The sequence below is a fragment of the Microbacterium sp. CFBP 8794 genome (genome assembly GCF_014841235.1).
In the GTDB taxonomy this organism is placed as follows: domain Bacteria; phylum Actinomycetota; class Actinomycetes; order Actinomycetales; family Microbacteriaceae; genus Microbacterium.
The window spans coordinates 249669-265559 of the sequence record NZ_JACYTT010000001.1 but is presented as its reverse complement, the minus strand read 5'-3'; the positions used below and the strand labels follow the sequence as shown (position 1 = coordinate 265559).

The following is a 15891-nucleotide window of genomic DNA, read 5'->3' as shown; positions in this document are numbered from 1 at the left end:
GCCTCCAGGGGGTCAGCGGGCGGTGGAGAGGGAGTCGACCGAGATGGCGCGGAACAGCGTCTCGCCGTGCGAGAGGGGTCCGGATGCCACGTCGGCGACGTCGGGATACAGGTCGCCGTTGGTCACGATGACCGGGGTGATCAGGTCGTACCCGGCCTTCTCGATGGCGGCGCCGTCGAATTCGAGCAGCAGGTCACCGGTCTTCACCTCGGCGCCGGACTGCACCTTGAGGGTGAAGTGCTGGCCGCCGAGCTTGACGGTGTCGAGGCCGACGTGGATGAGCAGTTCCACGCCGTCGACGCCGCGCAGGCCGATCGCGTGACCGGTGGGGAAGGCGGCGACCACGGTGGCGTCGAACGGCGCGTAGACCGCGCCCGAGGTGGGCCGGATCGCGACGCCCTTGCCGAGCGAGCCGTCGGCGAAGGCGGCATCCGGAACCTCGCTGAGGGCGACGACCGTGCCGTCGACGGGGTTCGAGACCTCGGTGTCGGTCGCCGCGGCCGGGGTCGCGGGGGCGGCGGTGTCGACGGGGTCCGTGAAGCCGATGAGCACGACCAGCAGGAACGGGATGACGATCGCGGCGGCGAGGCCGATCGCGAGCATGACCATGTTGCCGTTGCCCAGCAGGGCGGGGAGCGCGAGACCCGAGGGGACGACGAACGCCTTCGAGAAGACCCCGCCCATCGCGATGAGCGCGCCACCGACGGCGCCGCCGACGATGCCGAAGGCGAAGGGGCGCTTCAGCGGCAGGTTGATGCCGTAGATCGCGGGCTCGGTGATGCCGGCGAGGAAGCCCGACAGCGTCGCCGGGGCGGCGAGCGAGCGGAGGCTCTTGTTGCGGGTGCGAACGAGCACACCGGCGACCGCGGCGGCCTGGGCGAGCACGGCGGCGAAGACGGGTCCGATGAGCAGGATCATGCCCGTGGTCTGGTACTCGAGCTGGAAGAGCGGCACGAGACCCCAGTGCAGGCCGAAGATCACGAAGACCTGCCAGAGGCCGCCCATGATGGCGCCACCGGCCCACGGCACGGTCTGGAACACCCAGCCGATGGCCGAGGCGAGTCCGCCGCCCACGAGCGCCGACAGCGGACCGATGACGACGAAGATCAGCGGCACGGCCACGAGCACGACGAGCATCGGGGTGACGAAGCGACGAATGGCACCGGGCAGCTTCGCGTAGAGGAAACGCTCGGCGTAGCTCTGCAGCCACACGATGATGATGATCGGGATGACGCTCGAGACGTAGCTGACCATCGTCACCGGGATGCCGAAGAACGTCACGTCGGGAACGCCGGTGAGGGCCGTGATCGAGGGGTAGACGAGCGCTCCCGCGATGGCGAGCGAGGTGAACTCGGCGGCCTTGAAGTAGCGGGCCGCGGTGATCGCCAGGGCGAGGGGGAGGAAGTTGATCAGCGCATCGGAGAGGGCGTTGAGGATCGTGTACGTGGTGGTCGTGGCATCCATCCACCCGAAGGTGACGGCCGCGGCGAGGAACGCCTTGAGCAGACCGGTGCCGGCCAGCGCCCAGAGGATCGGCGTGAAGATGGCCGAGATCATCGAGATGAACCGGTTGAAGAGGTTGCCCTTCGGGGTCTTCTCGCCGGTGTCGTCGGAGCCCGCGCCGAGCTTCGTCTGCGACTGGATCGCCGCGAACACCTCGGGCACGTCGTTGCCGATGACGACCTGGTACTGCCCGCCCGCCTGGGCGGTGGTGATCACGCCGGGGGTGGCGCGGAGGGCTGCGGCACTCGCCTTGCTCTCGTCTTTCAGCACGAATCGGAGCCTCGTCGCGCAGTGCACGAGCGAGGTGACGTTGCCTTCCCCGCCGACGCCGGTGAGAACCGCCGCCGCTGTCTTCGCGTAATCCGCCATCGGAATCCGCCTGCCTTTCGCCGCATCCATGCGGCCCGTCGAATGTTCTGTGGCGACGACCCGGATTGTTTTCGGGCAATAAAAAAGACCCGAATCCGTTCATCGCTCGTCAGCGATGTGGATTCAGGTCTTGCCCGCTCGCGCGGTAACAATCCGGAAATCGTCGGCAGGTGTGAACCTGCGTCCGCGACTATAGCACCGGCGCGTCGGGTGCGCCAGAGGTGTCGGCGCGCCCCATGCTCGTCGCCAATCGCTCGACGTGCACGGTCAGGTAGAGCACTTCCTCGTCGGTGAGGGTCGAGCTCGTCGCCGCGAGTACGTAGGCCTTCACGGCCTCGGCGATGCCGAAGGCGCGGGGGTAGCGGTGCTTCGCGAACTCGAAGAACGACGAGTCGCCGCTCGTGAGCATCGAGCGGTCCACGAGCCGCTGCAGCAGGAACCGCACGTGCAGGATGAACCGCGCGTAGTCGGGGCCGGCGGTGTCGAGGGTGACGCCGAGGCCCGTCTCGACCGTGCGCACGACGTGCTGCACGCGGCGGAACAGCAGGGCCGCGGTGCCGTTGGGCTCGTCGCGCGTCGCGTTGAGCAGGTGCATCGTGAGGAACACGCCCTCTTCGGGCGGAAGGTCGCGATCGAGGGATGCCGCGATCGAGGCCGCCATGCGCTCGGCGACACGCGATTCGTCGGGGTGGAGGATCCGCAGCTCGGGCATCGAGGTGACGGGGATGCGGATGCCCTGGTCGAGGCGCTCGATGACGTAGTTGACGTGGTCGATGACGGCGAGCGGCAGCCGACGCCCGAGGTCGCGGCCCAGTTCGCGCTCGGCCTCGTCGACCGCGCGCAGCACCGCCTGCACCAGGGCGTAGGGCGCGTCGGTGAGGAGCTTCTGCGCGTGCGCGGTGTCGGTGGCCTGGTCGAGCACGAACGTCTTCTCGACCTTGGCGGGGTCGACGTGCCCCTCGTGCTTGAGCTGGAAGCCGATACCGCGTCCCATGAGCACGCGCTCGCGGCCGTCGGCGTCGATCGCCACGACGACGTTGTTGTTCAGAAGTTTCTGCACGCCGCCGGGCGGGATGGGGGCATCACCGGCACCGGGCATGGGATGCATCATAGGGCCGCTCTCAGACGGATGCGGTCGAGGCCACCCTTGTGACGGACTCCAGACGAGGGCGGATGGATTGACCCATGATCTGGATTTCACGGGAGGGGATGCCGTTCGCACGCGCTCCGCGTGCCCATCCGGCGAGCGCGGTGGCGACGGAGGCCATCCGCTCGCGGGCGACCGAGATGTCGAGGTCGCATTCGTCGGCGAAAGCCAGAAGACTCTCGGCCTCATCCGGCGGAGTGTCTGCGCCCATCACCGTCGTGGCGCGGGGCCTCAGGGCATCCGGTTGCGGGTTGACGTCGAATGCTGGGCTGAGGGTCCATGTGCTTCGCTCCGCGAGGAACCCGTGATTTCGCAGGTGATCGTCGGTGTTGCCGAGTGCGACGTTGGCGACGACGCGGCTGAACAACTCTCGAAGTTCCGCGCGCGGTGAGTCGGACAGGTCGCGGGTGGCCTCGGCAATCTCGGCGTAGTCGCGGTGCTCGCCGTCGTTCGCGCCGACCGCGGTGAGTGCGCTGATGTAGCCGATGCGCGTACCGGGTGCGCGATCGAAGCGGCGCAGGACGAGCACGGACCGGTTTCCGATCTTCATCAGACGACGATCCGGGGTGCGGATACCGGCGGATTCGAGAAGATCCAGCGCCGTTCCTTCCCACGCCATGACGTCCCACTCGTCGCTTGCGTGGGGGAACTTGGCAATGGCCAGCTCGCCGTTATCCAGTCGGACGGAGGCCTTGGGCCGTGCTCCTCCGAGACCGGTGGTCCCGGTGTCGAGGAGCTGCTTCACCGCCTGCGCGGAGTCATCGCCACTCGACAGGTCATCGGCTGCGCGAAGCAACTCGGGCAGAGAGACCAACGGTGGAACATGGGCCGCCTCGCCGAGAAAGACTGCGCTCCCATGCGTGCGGAACCGGAGCGCTCCCTGACGGGCGTCATCACTGACTCCCAAGAGAAAGTCCACGTCGTCGAGACGGCGCGGGGTCCGCTGCTCTTGCCGAGCCCGCAGGCGTTCCGCCTTCTCGATGAGGTTGCGTCCCCACCGATCCGGCGCACTGTCGGCGAAGGCGCGTACGAGGCCTCGTTGGTGTTGACTCCCCGATACCAGCGGAAGGGAGGGATCGATGCTCCCTCCGCCGCCGGCAAGGTACTCGGTGTCATAGACGAACGTCGTGGACACCTCCCCGCGGCTGCGGGTGAAGTAGGCCTGCCCCACCAGGCGGTCGGTTCCGCCATCGTCGACGAACACATCCAGCGAAGTCATCGCACCCGCCTCCTGGAGAGATTGCCGGCGCGCAAGCGCCCGATGTCGCTGGACAGCGGGTCGATCGCCTGCACCGTCTGGCTCAGAACGCCGAGGGCGCGCAGGACCTGAGCGACGTTGCGGAAGCTCACGCCGGGGTCACCCGTCTCGATCTTGCGCAGGGTGTCGCGGGTGATGTCCGCGCGTTCGGCGACCTGCTGAGCAGTGAGACCGAGGACCATTCGCCAGCCGTGGACGTGCTCGCCGAACTGTACGATCTCGCGATCGATCTTGTAGCCCGTCACGTGCGCCACCTCCTGTGACGAGATTACTCGCCAGGAGAGGCGATTGTGACGATCTTTATCGCCTTAAAGCGCTCTCATGGCCTGTATCATCGCCCACGCAGCAGAGCTCGAAGCCTACGAAACGCAGAACGCTCCGCACGACGAGAGTCGCGTTCGGCCTGAGCTTCGCGAAGCTGCGTGACAAATGACTCGCGTCTCCGAGCGCGCAGACGGTAGCCGATCGTCGCCCATGAGTTCTTCCCGCGTCGACTCTTGAGCACTGCGATGGACACAGCGACCGTTCCGCCCAGCAGAACGGCCGCGAGTCGAAGCCGAGCCTCCGCCGTCGCCGGATCGGAGTCGATGAACAGAACGGCGGTCAGAGCAACCGACGAGCAGATCGAAAGGCCACCCAACGCAGCAGTGGCGCCGATGAGCCAGCGGCCAAGGGGGGTGAGGCGGCGTCCCGACCGTTCCCTCCGCTGCCAGATTCGTCCGGTGGGTTGATTGAACGTTATTCGTAGCAGTCCGAGAGCAAGGGCGCAGGAACCCCACACCATTGAGAAGACGATGACGGCGAAGGCGGTCGATCCGGGCGCCGTCGTTCCCTCTGCGGACAGGATTGCGAGGAGGACGCTGGTAGCGGCCACCCACGCGGCGACGGGCGGCATCCACGCGTGACATCGTGCGCGGGTGAGACTCCACAGTTCGTGGACTCGCCAGCGCGTTTCGCCGAGTTCGCGATCGAGTACCGGGATCGCTCTCTCGGCGACGGCGATACGGACGTCGGGACCCACCCTCGTGAATCTCCCCGCGAAGACGGCCGCGCCGATGATGACGGGACCGGCTACGAATACCACCCCCCAGAGTTGGCTGCGCTCGATTGGCTCGCTGACGATGTCCGGCACAGTGGCCCCCACCAGTGCGGTGACCATCCACAGAGCCGTGCCTACAGCGATCGCCTGCGCGCAAAGAGTGAGGGCCAATCCGAGAATCTCGTCCTTCGCCAGCGGGGAGTTGGACAGCGCGGCGAGAGCGCCAACGGTCGTGACGAGCAGAGATGCGGACCAGGGGACGTGCCCGCTGCTGCTCGCGCCCCACTCCGCGATGACGCGGAGCCAGACAGTCGGGTCGATGGATGCAGACGTCGTCACCGCGGTGAGGACGAGCACGTACAGCCCAGCTGTCACGGTCACGGCGGGGTATAGCAGGCTGAACTTCCAGTTCGTGCGCTCGGGCGTCTGGCGTGAAGGGAAGTGGACAGGAGGAGATGGTGTGATTCGCACGGGGCGAGCATGTCAGGGCGCTCCCGCAGCATCTTTGGTTCAAAGACCGGCGGCGTCCGGGTGAGTGTGCAGGAGTTGTGCACGCCCGATGGCGCGCCCAGCCGCGACGCAGACGCGCCCGGTACCCTGGAAACCATGACCGATCAGCCCCCCGTGCGCACGACGACGCCCCGGCAAGTGCGCCCCGCAGGGGCCCCGGCCGACACAGGCGTCCGCCAGGTGCGCCCCGCGACCGAGGGATGGAAGCAGGCGAAAGACGAGACCGGTCGTCCGCTGCTGCAGTTCGCCAGCCCGAAGCGCGGCAAGCCCCCCGTGCACCTCGCCGACCTCACCCCCGCGGAGCGGGTCGAGAAGGCCAAGGAGCTGGGCCTGCCCGGCTTCCGCGCGAAGCAGCTCGAGAAGCACTACTTCACGCACTACACGTCGGACCCCGCCGACATGACCGACCTGCCGGCATCCGGTCGCGAAGAGCTCGTCGCGGGAATGCTGCCGCCGCTGCTCACCGAGGTGCGCCGGCTCGAGACCGACCGCGGCGACACGATCAAGTTCCTCTGGAAGCTGCACGACGGCGCGCTCGTCGAATCGGTGCTCATGCGCTACCCCGGCCGCATCACGCTCTGCGTGTCGAGCCAGGCCGGGTGCGGCATGAACTGCCCCTTCTGCGCCACCGGCCAGGCGGGTCTGACCCGCAACATGTCGGCGGCCGAGATCATCGAGCAGATCGTCCGGGCCAACGCCCTCATCGCCGCCGGCGGCCTGGGCGGCAAGAAGCACGACGACCACTCGCTCGACCGCGTCAGCAACATCGTCTTCATGGGCATGGGTGAGCCGCTCGCCAACTACGCGCGGGTCATGCAGGCCGTGCGCGTGATGGTCGACAAGGACCACGGCCTGGGCATGAGCGCCCGCGGCATCACCGTCTCGACCGTCGGACTCGTGCCCGCGATCAAGAAGCTCGCCGACGAAGACATCCCGGTGACGTTCGCCCTGTCGCTGCACGCTCCCGACGACCACCTGCGCGATGAGCTCATCCCGGTGAACTCCAAGTGGAAGGTCGACGAGGCACTGGATGCCGCGCGCAACTACTTCGACAAGACCGGCCGCCGTGTCTCGATCGAGTACGCCCTGATCAAGGACATGAACGACCACGCCTGGCGCGCCGACCTGCTGGCCGAGAAGCTCAACGCCCGCGGTCGCGGCTGGGTGCACGTGAACCCCATCCCGTTGAACCCGACTCCGGGGTCGATCTGGACGGCATCCGAGGTGCCCGTGCAGAACGAGTTCGTGCGCCGGTTGAACGACGCGGGCATTCCGACGACCCTCCGCGACACCCGCGGCAAAGAGATCGACGGCGCCTGCGGTCAGCTCGTGGCGACCGAAGACGACGCGGTGGCGGCCGCGGCGACGCCCGTCGGCTGACGCCCGCCGGCTGACGCCCGCCGGCTGACGCCCGCCGGCTGACGCCCGCCGGCTGACGCCCGCCGGTCCGTTTGGCGGTGCCCGTCGAGCGCTCTCGCCGCCCCGGGCATAAACGCTCTTCCTGCGCAGAAACGCGCTCGCTGAGCGTTCATGCGCAGGATCGGCGTTTCTGCGTGGGGGTGGCGGCCGCGCGTCCACCGATCGGTGGATGCCGAGTCCACCGGTCCGTCGTTCCCGGCCGGGGCCGCGCGCGGTCAGACTGAGGGCATGAGCGAACACGTCGTGCGGGTGCAGAACCTGCGCAAGACCTACCGCGGAGGCGTCGAAGCGCTGCGCGGAGTCTCGTTCGACATCCGACGAGGCGAGACGTTCGCGGTGCTCGGCCCCAACGGCGCCGGCAAGAGCACCGTCATCGAGATCCTCGAGGGCTACCGCGACCGCACGAGCGGTGAGGTGAGCGTGCTCGGCGTCGACCCGCACCGCGGGGGCCTCGACTGGAAGGCGCGACTCGGCATCGTCCTGCAGAACACCGGCGAGGCGCCGACCGCGACCGTGCGGGAGCTCCTCGCCCACTTCGCCTCGTTCTACCCGCGCCCGCGGGACGTCGACGAGGTCATCGCCGCGGTCGGTCTCACCGAGAAGGCCACGGTCAGCGTGCGCAAGCTCTCGGGTGGGCAGCGTCGCCGCGTCGACGTGGCGCTGGGGATCATCGGTCGCCCCGAGCTGCTGTTCCTCGACGAGCCCACCACCGGCTTCGATCCCGAGGTGCGACGGCAGTTCTGGGACCTCATCCGCCTGCTCCAGGCCGAGGGCACCACCATCCTGCTCACGACCCACTACCTCGACGAGGCCGCCGAGCTCTCGGAGCGCGCGGCGATCATCGTGGCCGGGCAGGTGGCATCCGTGGGCCGCATCGACGAACTCGGCGGACCCGACGCCCGCGTGCCGTTCGTGCGGTGGCGCGAGGGCGGGGTGACGCGCGAGCAGCGCACCGACGACCCGGGCGCGTTCGTCGCGGCCCTCTACGCCCGAGGCGGAGAACCCGAGCGGCTCGAGGTCGTGCGCCCGAGCCTCGAAGACGTGTACCTGTCGTTCCTCGGTGCCGATGAGCGCCGCACCGAGGCTGCGGGGGGTGCCGCGTGAGCCGGGTGCTGCGGCTCGGTGCCGCACGCGTGGGGTTCGAGGTGCGCGCGTACTTCCGCCAGGGCGACTCGGTGTTCTTCACCTTCCTGTTCCCCGTGATGATCCTGCTGATCTTCGCCGTCGCGTTCGACGCGCAGACCTTCGGTCCCCCGGGCGCCGAGGTGAAGGCCGCGCAGTTCTACCTGCCCGCCATGCTCGCCGCGGGCGTGCTGCTGTCGGGTCTGCAGAACATGTCGATCGACATCGCGATGGAACGCAGCGACGGCACCCTCAAGCGCCTCGGTGGCACTCCGCTCAGCCCCGTGTCGTACTTCATCGGCAAGCTCGGGCAGGTGCTGGTGACCGGCTTTCTGCAGTCGGTGCTGCTGATCGTCGTCGCGGCGGTCTTCTTCGGCGTGCCGCTGCCCACCGAACCGGAGCGCTGGCTGACCTTCGCGTGGGTGTTCCTGCTGGGCGTCACCACCTGCGCGATCCTCGGCATCGGGCTCTCGGCCCTCCCGCGCACCGGTCGCAGCGCCACGGGCGTCGTCATCCCGATCGTGCTGCTGCTGCAGTTCATCTCGGGGGTCTACATCAACTTCGCCGCCCTGCCGGAGTGGCTGCAGAACGTGGCGAGCGTGTTTCCGCTGAAGTGGCTGGCGCAGGGCTTCCGCTCGGTCTTCCTGCCCGAGGGCTTCGCCGCAGCCGAGCCGTCGGGGTCGTGGGAGCACCCGCTGATCCTGCTCGTGACGGGACTCTGGCTCGTCGTGGGGCTCGCGGTGGTGCGGGCGACGTTCCGATGGATCCGGAAAGACGCGTGAGGGGCGCGGGAACCGTCGCCTCCGGCGGCGCCGTGGTGACCGGGACCGATGGCCCGCACGGGGAGCGGGAGCGGGCGGATGCCGTGGCCTCGGCCGTGCGCGGATGGACCCTGGTCTACGGCATCGCGGGTGCCGCGGGCATCGCGATCGCCCTCGTGGCCGGGAGCATCGGGGCGGCCCCGTGGGGGCCGGCGCTCGTGGCGCTGGGAGCCGTCGTCGTGCACGCCGCGCTCGTGCTCGTCGCCCTCCCTCGCGTGCTGAGCGAGCAGGGAGCGCCGCGGGTCGCCACGGGGCTGGTGGTGTCGACGCTGCTGCTCCTTCCCCTGGCCATCGCGTGCGTGCCGTGGATCGCGATGCTGCAGTTCGCGGCGTACCCCCTGCTCTGGGTGATCTCGTCGCGCCGGCGCACGGCGATCGCCTGGACCGCCCTGTCGAGCGTGCTCGTGCTCGTCGCGCTGGCCTGGGGCGGCGACGGCGGCGCGTGGGAGCGCGCCGCGATCATCCAGGCGACGTCGTTCGCCGGCAACATCGGCCTCGGTCTGTGGTTCACCGCCGTCTACCGGCACGCAGCCGAGACCCAGGGCCTGCTCGATCGACTCACCGCCGCGCAGGACGAACTCGCCGCCCTGCACCGCGATACGGGCGTCGTCGAGGAGCGTGGACGTCTGGCCGCCGAACTCCACGACACCATCGCGCAGACGCTGGCGGGGACGGTGCTGCTGGTTCAGCGCTCGCGCCGGGAGCTCGCGGCGGGGGTCTTGGCCGACTCCACCCTCGGCCTGGTCGAAGAGGCCGCGCGCGAGGCCCTCACCGAGACGCGCACCCTCGTCGCGGGCGGGGCGCCCGTGTCGCACGGCGAGGGGCTGGTCGCCGCCCTGACGGTGCTCGTCGACCGTCTCGGCCGCGAATCGGGGCTGCGCATCGACCTGCGCGCCGACGCCGTCACGGGCCTCGACCGTGAGAGCGAGGTCGCGCTGCTGAGGTGCGCCCAGGAGGGCCTGTCGAACGCCCGCCGGCACTCGGGCGCACGACGTGTCGAGGTGACGCTGACCGAGCTCGACGACGGCGTGGAACTGCGCATCGCCGACGACGGCGCCGGCTTCGACCCCGCCGCCCGGGCGCAGGGGTTCGGGCTCGAGGGGCTCCGCGCGCGGCTCGGGCACCTCGACGGTGACCTGCTGATCGACGGCAGCCCCGGGGCCACGGTGCTCACGGCCCGCGTTCCGCGCTCGGCGGTGCGCGCGTGACCGGCCGTGTGATCCGCGTGGTGGTCGTCGACGATCATCCGATCGTGCGGGCCGGGCTCACCGGCATCCTGGATGCCGCCGACGACATGTGCGTGGTGGGCGTGGCCGCCGACGGGATCGAGGCGGTGACCGTCGTGGAGCGCGAACGCCCCGACGTGGTGCTGATGGACATGCGGATGCCACGCCGCGACGGCGATGAGGCGACGGCGATGCTGCGCGAGAGCGTGCCGACGGCGCGGATCATCGTGCTGACGACCTACGAGAGCGACGACGTCATCGTGCGGGCCATCGCCGCCGGGGCGAGCGGCTATCTGCTGAAGGCCGCGCCCGAGCAGGAGCTGCTGGCGGGGATCCGCGCCGTGGCCGCCGGCGAGGTGGCCCTCGCGCCGAGCGTGGCGCGCGTGCTCGTCGCGCAGACCGGGCGACCCGCCGAGAGACCTGCGCTCACCGCCCGCGAGGTCGAGGTGCTCGGTCACGTCGCGCAGGGACTCAGCAACCGCGAGATCGGGGTGCGCCTCCACCTCGGCGAGGCCACGGTCAAGACGCACCTGCTGAAGGCGTTCGCCAAGCTCGACGTCGCCGACCGCACCCGCGCGGTCACGCGGGCGATGGAGCTCGGCATCCTGTGACGCGGTGCGCGCGGCCGATTTCGCCACCAGGGGATTCGGGCCCCGGTGTCGGAGGCCGCGGCTAGCGTGGAGTGATGGTCGGTTATCGCTATCTCGGAAACAGTGGATTCAAGATCTCGGAGATCACCCTCGGCAACTGGGTGACGCACGGGTCGCAGGTCGCAGACGATGCGGCCATCAAGACGGTGCACGCCGCGCTCGACGCGGGTATCACGACGTTCGACACCGCCGACGGCTACGCCAACGGAGCGGCCGAGACGGTTCTCGGAAAGGCCCTCGAGGGTCAGCGGCGCGAGTCGCTCGAGATCTTCACGAAGGTGTACTTCCCCACCGGTCCCGCGGGTCCGAACGACACCGGGCTCAGCCGCAAGCACATCATGGACTCCATCAACGGGTCGCTGAAGCGCCTCGGCACCGACTACGTCGACCTGTACCAGGCCCACCGGTTCGACTACGAGACCCCGCTCGAAGAGACCTTCCAGGCCTTCGCCGACGTGGTGCGGCAGGGTAAGGCCCTCTACATCGGTGTGTCCGAGTGGACCGCCGAGCAGCTGCGCGAGGGACACGCGCTGGCGAAGCAGCTCGGCATCCAGCTCATCTCGAACCAGCCGCAGTACTCCATGCTGTGGCGCGTGATCGAGGGCAAGGTGGTTCCCGCCAGCGAAGAGCTCGGCATCTCGCAGATCGTCTGGTCGCCCATGGCACAGGGCGTGCTGAGTGGCAAGTACCTGCCGGGCCAGCCGGCGCCCGAGGGCTCGCGCGCCACCGACGAGAAGAGCGGCGCCACCTTCATCAAGCGCTTCTTGAACGACGACACGCTCGAGGCCGTGCAGCGCCTCAAGCCCATCGCCGACGAGGCCGGACTCGCCATGCCGCAGCTCGCGATCGCGTGGGTGCTGCAGAACCCCAACATCGCCGCGGCCCTGGTCGGAGCCTCCCGTCCCGAGCAGCTCGCCGACACGGTCAAGGCGTCGGGCGTCACCCTCGATGCCGACACGCTCGCCGCCATCGACGCGGCGCTCGGCGACGAGGTGTTCTCCGACCCCGAGAACACGTACGAGGTCTCGCCGAAGCAACGCCTGGTCTGACGACCGTACGGGCGGGGCGGACGTTCGCGTCCGGCCCGCCCGACTCATTCCGGGGCTGTGGGACCCGCGCGCGCCCCCGGCCTCGCTCATCTGATCGACAGGAACGCGTCTTACCCTCATCGAATGTCCTTTTCCGATCATCGACCCGGCCGCTTCGGCTCCGACGGTCGCATCGAGTTCACGACGGACGAGGAACGCGCGCAGTACCTCGACGACATCCTCGCCGCGCAGACCGCGGCGGCCCGTCCCGCGCCGCACGACCACACGTCCGAGCCGTGGGGAGCCCCACCCGCCGACGACGACCCGACGCTCCCGATCGAGCGCCGCCCCGCCGAGCCGCGTGAGGCGGATCGCGCGGGCGCCGAGAGCGGGACCACCCCGCTCCCGGCCGCAGACGCCGGCGCCGACAAGACGGTCGTGCTCGACCGCGAGGTCGACGCGGCGCCCGCAGCGCACGACGAGCGCTCCCTGAACGACGAGCCCGTCGCCGTCGCCGCCCCGGTGGCATCCGATCCCCGCCCGCCGCGCCTGCGCCGGCACGACCCGCGGCGTCCGCGCCTGTCGCTCGTGCGGCGGATGGCGGTGCTGGGCGGGGCCGACAACGACGTGCTCGACGAGGTTCCCGAAGAGGTGCCGCGCTTCGTCCAGATGTTCCTGGTGCTCGCGGGAACGGCGCTCGTCTCGTCGCTGTCGATGATGTTCGCCCTGCTCACCGGGGTGCGCGTCAGCATCTTCCTCGCGATCCCGCTGGCCCTGATCTGGGGCCTCATCATCTACAACCTCGACCGCTTCCTCACCTCGACGATGCGCTCGACGAAGAACGTCTTCCGCCTGCTCGGCCTCGCGTTCCCCCGCATCATCATGGCGGCGCTCATCGGCATCGTCGTCGCCGAGCCGCTCGTGCTGCAGGTGTTCCAGAACGACATCGCCCGCGAGGTGAACTCCACGAACGTCACCCAGGCGTTGACCGATCAGGATGCCGTGACCAGCGGTCCCGAGAAGCAGGCCCTCGACGCCGCGAGCGCCCAGGTGTCGGCCCTCGAGAACCAGGCGGCCACCGGCATCGTCAGCGGAACCTCGTCGACGTCGGCCGAGTCGGCCGCGGCGCAGCAGACGGTCGACCAGCTCACCCAGCAGCTCGCCGCTCAGCAGAGCGTCATCGACCAGGCGCGGGCGGTCTACCAGTGCGAGCTCACCGGCCAGGGCGCGGGCACCGTGCCCGGTTGCACCGGTCTCGCCGGCACCGGCGCGAGCTCCGAGGCCGCCCAAGCCCAGCTCGCCCAGGCGCAGTCGTCGTACGACGCGCTGTCGACGCAGCTGCAGCAGGCGCAGTCCACCCTCGCCGCCGCCAACACCTCGGGCGCCGAGGCTGCGGCATCGTCGGCCGACCAGAACAAGCAGCAGGCCGAAGACCAGCTGCCCGCTGCCCGCACCCAGTACGAGTCGGCGTTGGCCGCGTACAACGCGCGCGCGTCGTCGATCGCCGACGGCAATGCGGGCGCCGTCGGACTGCTCAGCCAGATCACGGCCCTCGAGCGCCTGTCGGACCGCGAGCTCGCCCTGCGCTGGGCGCACTACCTGATCGCGGCGCTGTTCTTCATGATCGAGCTGCTCCCCGTGCTCGTGAAGGTGCTCACCGGCTTCGGCGGCCCGTCGCTGTACGAGAAGGCCGAGAAGATGCGCGGGCAGATCGCCCTCGACCGCGTCACCGCCCGTACGTTCCGCAAACGGGCCGACGTGATCGCCGACGAGGCCGCCCGCGTGCCGGTGGCGACGGCCTGATGGTCGTCTGGAGCGCGGGACTGCTGCTGTACCGGCTGACCCCCGCGCCCGAGGTGCTCGTCGCGCACATGGGCGGGCCCTTCTGGGCGAAGAAGGACGCGGGTGCGTGGTCGATCCCCAAGGGGGAGTTCGACCCCGAGACCGAGGGCGCTCTGGATGCCGCCCACCGTGAGTTCCGCGAGGAGCTCGGCGTCGAGCCGCCCGAGACGCCGTGGGCCGAGCTCGGCACGTTCGCGTACTCGTCGGGCAAGAAGGTCGTCGTGTTCGCGGGAGACGGCGCCGGGTTCACGGCATCCGGCTTCACGTTCGGCACCTTCGAGATGGTCTGGCCACCGCGCTCGGGAAGAACGGCCGCGTTCCCCGAGGTCGACCGCGTCGAATGGATGGGCCTGGATGCCGCCCGCGACGCCCTCGTGAAGGGCCAACGCCCCGCGATCGACGCGCTGGCCGCGGCGCTGGAGGCTTCGCGCGGCGCGTGAGGCGTCTCGCCGTCGCCCGTGCGGGTGAGGTGTCTCGCCGCCGCCCGGGCAAGGACCGTTCAGTGTCCGAGACACGCCGTGTCCCCGGTGCGCGGTGCGGCGTGTTCTGGACACTCAACGTGGTGTTGGGGGCAACGCGGGCGTGGGCGTGGGCGCGGGTTCGGGCACAGGCGCGGAGCGTGAGGCGTCCCGCCGTTGCGCGCGCGGGTAAGAACCGTTGAGTGTCCAGTACACGCCGTGTCCCCGGTGCGTGGTGCGGCGTGTACTGGACACTCAACGCCGGGCTCGGGCGTGGGCGCGAGGTGCCCCGCCGCCGCCCGGGCGGGCAAGGACCGTTGAGTGTCCAAGACACGCCGCGTCCCGCGCGCGCGGTGCGGCGTGTTCTGGACACTCGACGTCGGGTTCGGGCATCGCGGGCGCGGGCAACGCGGGCGCGGGGCGCGGGGCGGGCGCGCCGCGGTGCCCCCGCGAGGGCGGGCACCGCGGCGCTACCGGGTCACGGGCGCAGCAGCACCTTGCCCACGCGCGGGGCGTCGCTCGCGGTGACGGCTTCGACGATGTCGTCGAAGCCGAAGGTGGCGGCGACGGGGAGCGTCAGCGTGCCGTCGGCGAGGTAGCGCGACAGCTCGCCGAACAGGGCGCCGCGGGTCTCGGCATCCATCGTCTTGCTGACGACGCTGCCCCAGAAGCCCTTCACGGTGGCCTGGCGGAAGATGAGGTCGCCGGCGCCGAGCTCGAGCGTGCCCGCGCCCATCGAGCCGAAGATCACGAGGGTGCCGTTCTCGCTGAGCAGCGACAGCACCTGGCCCGCGGCGGGTCCGCCGACGGAGTCGACGCCCGCGACGACCTTTCCGTCGCCGACGAGGGCGAGGGCCTTGTCGCGCCAGTCGTCGGTGTCGGTCGACACGACGTTGTCGATGCCCTGCTCGGCGAGTTCGTCGACGGCGCTCTGGCGACGCACCAGGCCGACGACGTTGACGCCGCGCGCCCGGGCGATCTGCGCGACCATGCGGCCGACGGCGCCGTTGGCGGTGTTCTGCACGATCCAGTCGCCGGGCTTCAGGTCGAGCGAGTGCAGCAGGCTGATGGCGCTGAAGGGCATCGACACGAGCTGCGAGGCGACCTCGTCGGACAGACCTTCGGCGACGGGGATGAGCCCGGCGGCCTGGGCGACGACCTGCTCGGCCCATACGCCGAAGGTGCCGCCGGTGGCGACACGCTGACCGACGGTCAGGCCCTCGACGCCCTCGCCGAGCTCTTCGATCACGCCGACGGCTTCGGTGCCGGCGCGCGCGGGCAGCTCGGGCTTGAAGCCGTAGGTGCCGCGGATGGTCCACAGGTCGTGGTTGTGGATGGGCGACAGGAGCACGCGCAGGCGCACCTGGCCGGGGCCGGGGGTCGGGTTCTCGACCTCTTCGACGCCGACGACATCGGCCGGCTCGCCGAACTCGTGGTGGATGACTGCGCGCATGATTCCTCCTGTGGTTATTTTGTAACGACCGGTCTAATATAGACCT

14 protein-coding genes are annotated in these 15891 nt (G+C 70.0%); 8 read left to right on the top strand and 6 right to left on the bottom strand.

Going from position 1 to position 15891, the window contains the following annotated elements:
- Window positions 1-12 precede the first annotated feature (12 nt).
- From IFU19_RS01130 to IFU19_RS01110, 5 genes are all read right to left on the bottom strand, one after another.
- Window positions 13-1872: a beta-glucoside-specific PTS transporter subunit IIABC gene (locus IFU19_RS01130; RefSeq protein WP_192012688.1), complete on the bottom strand. Its 1860-nt coding sequence runs from the start codon at window positions 1870-1872 to the stop codon at window positions 13-15.
- 190 nt (window positions 1873-2062) lie between these two features.
- A complete protein-coding gene (locus IFU19_RS01125; RefSeq protein ID WP_191915426.1) occupies window positions 2063-2971 on the bottom strand; it encodes a PRD domain-containing protein in 909 nt (302 codons plus the stop codon).
- 22 nt (window positions 2972-2993) lie between these two features.
- Complete coding sequence (locus IFU19_RS01120) at window positions 2994-4223, bottom strand: type II toxin-antitoxin system HipA family toxin (protein ID WP_342343358.1); 1230 nt, start codon at window positions 4221-4223, stop codon at window positions 2994-2996.
- 11 nt (window positions 4224-4234) lie between these two features.
- A complete protein-coding gene (locus IFU19_RS01115; protein WP_191915428.1) occupies window positions 4235-4522 on the bottom strand; it encodes a helix-turn-helix domain-containing protein in 288 nt (95 codons plus the stop codon).
- An 86-nt stretch (window positions 4523-4608) separates the two neighbouring features.
- Window positions 4609-5673: a hypothetical protein gene (locus tag IFU19_RS01110; RefSeq protein WP_191915429.1), complete on the bottom strand. Its 1065-nt coding sequence runs from the start codon at window positions 5671-5673 to the stop codon at window positions 4609-4611.
- Window positions 5674-5922: 249 nt separating this feature from the next.
- Here IFU19_RS01110 and rlmN point away from each other — a divergent pair, with 249 nt between their 5' ends.
- From rlmN to IFU19_RS01070, 8 genes are all read left to right on the top strand, one after another.
- A complete protein-coding gene (gene rlmN / locus IFU19_RS01105) occupies window positions 5923-7206 on the top strand; it encodes a 23S rRNA (adenine(2503)-C(2))-methyltransferase RlmN (protein WP_191915430.1) in 1284 nt (427 codons plus the stop codon).
- A 267-nt stretch (window positions 7207-7473) separates the two neighbouring features.
- A complete protein-coding gene (locus IFU19_RS01100) occupies window positions 7474-8349 on the top strand; it encodes an ABC transporter ATP-binding protein (RefSeq protein WP_192012687.1) in 876 nt (291 codons plus the stop codon).
- Entirely contained in the window at window positions 8346-9149 is an 804-nt protein-coding gene (locus tag IFU19_RS01095; protein ID WP_055832808.1) for an ABC transporter permease, read from the top strand. The genes IFU19_RS01100 and IFU19_RS01095 overlap by 4 nt, the downstream gene beginning before the upstream one ends.
- Window positions 9146-10396 (top strand): histidine kinase, encoded by a 1251-nt coding sequence (locus IFU19_RS01090; RefSeq protein ID WP_191915433.1) that lies wholly within the window; start codon window positions 9146-9148, stop codon window positions 10394-10396. Before IFU19_RS01095 ends, IFU19_RS01090 begins: the two co-directional genes overlap by 4 nt.
- Window positions 10393-11025 carry a response regulator transcription factor gene (locus tag IFU19_RS01085; RefSeq protein WP_342030246.1) on the top strand — a complete coding sequence of 211 codons (633 nt, stop codon included), beginning with the start codon at window positions 10393-10395 and terminating at the stop codon, window positions 11023-11025. Before IFU19_RS01090 ends, IFU19_RS01085 begins: the two co-directional genes overlap by 4 nt.
- A 74-nt stretch (window positions 11026-11099) precedes the next feature.
- The gene (locus IFU19_RS01080) at window positions 11100-12113 is read left to right on the top strand and encodes an aldo/keto reductase family protein (protein WP_055832810.1); all 1014 of its coding nucleotides are present in this window, start codon (window positions 11100-11102) and stop codon (window positions 12111-12113) included.
- Window positions 12114-12236: 123 nt separating this feature from the next.
- A complete protein-coding gene (locus IFU19_RS01075; RefSeq protein ID WP_192012686.1) occupies window positions 12237-13895 on the top strand; it encodes a DUF4407 domain-containing protein in 1659 nt (552 codons plus the stop codon).
- A complete protein-coding gene (locus IFU19_RS01070) occupies window positions 13895-14374 on the top strand; it encodes an NUDIX domain-containing protein (protein WP_192012685.1) in 480 nt (159 codons plus the stop codon). Before IFU19_RS01075 ends, IFU19_RS01070 begins: the two co-directional genes overlap by 1 nt.
- A 496-nt stretch (window positions 14375-14870) precedes the next feature.
- On the opposite strand, the gene IFU19_RS01065 is transcribed toward IFU19_RS01070, so the two are convergent.
- On the bottom strand, window positions 14871-15845 hold the full coding sequence (locus IFU19_RS01065; RefSeq protein WP_192012684.1) for a zinc-binding dehydrogenase: 975 nt from the start codon (window positions 15843-15845) through the stop codon (window positions 14871-14873).
- Window positions 15846-15891: the final 46 nt, after the last annotated feature.

What these genes read in the sequence shown, in the direction of transcription:
- IFU19_RS01100 (WP_192012687.1), top strand. Translation starts at nt 7,474, where the DNA reads ATGAGCGAACACGTCGTGCGGGTGCAGAACCTGCGCAAGACCTACCGC.
- IFU19_RS01065 (WP_192012684.1), bottom strand. Translation starts at nt 15,845, where the DNA reads ATGCGCGCAGTCATCCACCACGAGTTCGGCGAGCCGGCCGATGTCGTC.
- IFU19_RS01075 (WP_192012686.1), top strand. Translation starts at nt 12,237, where the DNA reads ATGTCCTTTTCCGATCATCGACCCGGCCGCTTCGGCTCCGACGGTCGC.
- rlmN (WP_191915430.1), top strand. Translation starts at nt 5,923, where the DNA reads ATGACCGATCAGCCCCCCGTGCGCACGACGACGCCCCGGCAAGTGCGC.
- IFU19_RS01130 (WP_192012688.1), bottom strand. Translation starts at nt 1,872, where the DNA reads ATGGCGGATTACGCGAAGACAGCGGCGGCGGTTCTCACCGGCGTCGGC.
- IFU19_RS01080 (WP_055832810.1), top strand. Translation starts at nt 11,100, where the DNA reads ATGGTCGGTTATCGCTATCTCGGAAACAGTGGATTCAAGATCTCGGAG.
- IFU19_RS01125 (WP_191915426.1), bottom strand. Translation starts at nt 2,971, where the DNA reads ATGCCCGGTGCCGGTGATGCCCCCATCCCGCCCGGCGGCGTGCAGAAA.
- IFU19_RS01070 (WP_192012685.1), top strand. Translation starts at nt 13,895, where the DNA reads ATGGTCGTCTGGAGCGCGGGACTGCTGCTGTACCGGCTGACCCCCGCG.